Source organism: Faecalibacterium prausnitzii (assembly GCF_003287495.1).
Lineage (GTDB): Bacteria > Bacillota > Clostridia > Oscillospirales > Ruminococcaceae > Faecalibacterium > Faecalibacterium prausnitzii_I.
In genome coordinates this window covers 1-2,888 of record NZ_PRLE01000013.1, presented here as the reverse complement: position 1 = coordinate 2,888, position 2,888 = coordinate 1, and the positions used below count along the sequence as shown (strand labels likewise).

Below are 2,888 nucleotides of genomic sequence, written 5' to 3'. Positions count from 1 at the left end.
TTTTAAGAAATATTACAATTTCAAAAGGAAGGGTAACATAATCTTCGTTGGCAAGAGAGAATCAAGAGGATACCAAATGTTCTTGAAGAACGTTTGAAAGGTCAAGCGAACAAGGGCGCAGGGCGAATGCCTTGGCACTGGGAGCCGATGAAAGACGTGATAAGCTGCGAAAAGCTTCGGGGAGCTGCAAATAAGCATTGATCCGGAGATTTCTGAATGAGGAAACTCACCTGGGTTCATACTCAGGTACGTTACACTGAAATTCAAAATAGGTGTATCGAGGGAACCGCCTGAACTGAAACATCTAAGTAGGGCGAGGAAGAGACATCAAACGAGATTCCGTAAGTAGTGGCGAGCGAACGCGGAAGAGGGCAAACCGGAAGTCGAAAGACTTCCGGGGTACGGACTGCTTTTAGGACTCGATCTGTTAACCGAACGGCATGGGAAGGCCGGTCAGAGAGTGTGAGAACCACGTAGGTGAAAACGGAGAGAGCTGCGCAGAATCCAGAGTACGGCCAGACACGTGAAACCTGGTCGGAAGATGGGGGGACCACCCTCCAACCCTAAATACTACCCAGTGACCGATAGCGTATAGTACTGTGAAGGAAAGGTGAAAAGCACCCCGGGAGGGGAGTGAAAGAGAACCTGAAACCCTGTGCCTACAAGCACCTAGAGCACGTCAAAGTGTGATAGGGTACTTTTTGTAGAACGGTCCGGCGAGCGATTGTATGCAGCAAGGTTAAGGTCTTAAGGACTGGAGCCGAAGCGAAAGCGAGTTTGAAAAGGGCGTTAAGTTGCATATAATGGGCCCGAAACCGGGTGACCTACCCATGGTCAGGTTGAAGTGGAAGTAAAATTCCATGGAGGACCGAACCGACCTCCGTTGAAAAGGCGGCGGATGAACTGTGGGTAGCGGAGAAATTCCAATCGAACCCGGAGATAGCTGGTTCTCCCCGAAATAGTTTTAGGACTAGCCTCAGGTTAGATATCTGGAGGTAAAGCACTGAATAGCCTAGCGGCCGAGAGGTTAGCGAAGCTTATCAAACTCAGAATGCCAGAATATTGATGCCTGGGAGTCAGACAGTGTCAGATAAATGTCATTGTCAAAAGGGAAACAGCCCAGATCTACAGCTAAGGTCCCAAAGTCAGGTTAAGTGGAAAACGATGTGAAGATACGCAGACAACCAGGATGTTGGCTCAGAAGCAGCCACTCATTCAAAGAGTGCGTAATAGCTCACTGGTCGAGCGTCTTTGCGCGGAGAATTTAACGGGGCTAAACCTGGCACCGAAGCTTAGGCAATGTAGCAATACATTGGGTAGGGGAGCGTTGTATACGCGGTGAAACAGTAGCGCAAGCGGCTGTGGAGTGTATAGAAGTGAGAATGCCGGAATGAGTAGCGCGAATGCAGTGAGAATCTGCATGGCCGAAAGCCTCAGGTTTTTGGAGGAAGGTTCGTCCGCTCCAAGTTAGTCGGGAGCTAAGGTGAGGCCGAAAGGCGTAGCCGATGCACAGACGGTAGAGATTCCGTCACCACCAAAAGAGTTAAGCACAGGGACACATTTGAAGTCTCAGAGCCGGGTGTTGGTTCCGGTAGAGATCGAGGGAAGTTAGTACCGAAGTCTGGGATGGAAGATGGCGAGAAAAGCTGTGTGTATTTCTGAGGTGCCCGTACCGCAAACCGACACAGGTAGGTAGGAAGAAGATTCTAAGGCCAACGGGAGAAGGGTTGTTAAGGAACTCGGCAAATTGACCCCGTAACTTCGGGAGAAGGGGTGCTCCAGAGATGGAGCCGCAGAGAATCGGCCCAAGCAACTGTTTACCAAAAACACAGGTTTGTGCTAAATCGAAAGATGACGTATACGAGCTGACGCCTGCCCGGTGCTGGAAGGTTAAGAGGAGATGTGCAAGCATTGAATCGAAGCCCCAGTGAACGGCGGCCGTAACTATAACGGTCCTAAGGTAGCGAAATTCCTTGTCAGGTAAGTTCTGACCCGCATGAAAGGCGTAATGATTTGGGCACTGTCTCAACAGCCCGCCCGGCGAAATTGTAGTACCGGTGAAGATGCCGGTTACCCGCGACAAGACGGAAAGACCCCATGGAGCTTTACTGTAGCCTAATATTGGGTTTCGATGTTGCATGCACAGGATAGATGGGACACAGGGAAACAATCGCTTTGGCGGTTGCGGAGTGGCCGTTGGGATACCATCCTTGCGATATTGGAATTCTAACCTGCGGCTCTGAATCGAGTCGGGGGACATTGTTAGGTGGGCAGTTTGACTGGGGCGGTCGCCTCCTAAAAAGTAACGGAGGCGTTCAAAGGTTCGCTCAGCTTGAACGGAAATCAAGCAAAAGAGTGCAAACGCAGAAGCGAGCCTAACTGCGAGACTGACGGGTCGAGCAGTAACGAAAGTTGGAGTTAGTGATCCGGTGGTATGTGAGTGGAAATGCCATCGCTCAACGGATAAAAGTTACCCTGGGGATAACAGGCTGATCTCCCCCAAGAGTCCACATCGACGGGGAGGTTTGGCACCTCGATGTCGGCTCATCGCATCCTGGGGCTGTATTCGGTCCCAAGGGTTTGGCTGTTCGCCAATTAAAGCGGTACGCGAGCTGGGTTCAGAACGTCGTGAGACAGTTCGGTCCCTATCTGTCGTGGGCGCAGGATATTTGATGGGAGCTGTCCCTAGTACGAGAGGACCGGGACGGACGTACCTCTGGCGCACCAGTTGTTCCGCCAGGAGCATAGCTGGGCAACTACGTACGGATCGGATAAACGCTGAAAGCATCTAAGCGTGAAGCCGACCCAAAGATAAGATATCCCACTGATTTGATCAGGTAAGATCCCTTGAAGACTACAAGGTTGATAGGCACGATGTGTAAGTGGAG

1 rRNA gene is annotated in these 2,888 nt (G+C 51.0%); it reads left to right on the top strand.

Annotated features, from left to right (window positions below):
- Positions 1-99: 99 nt before the first annotated feature.
- A 23S ribosomal RNA gene (locus C4N22_RS12655) occupies positions 100-2,888 on the top strand; the annotation flags it as partial.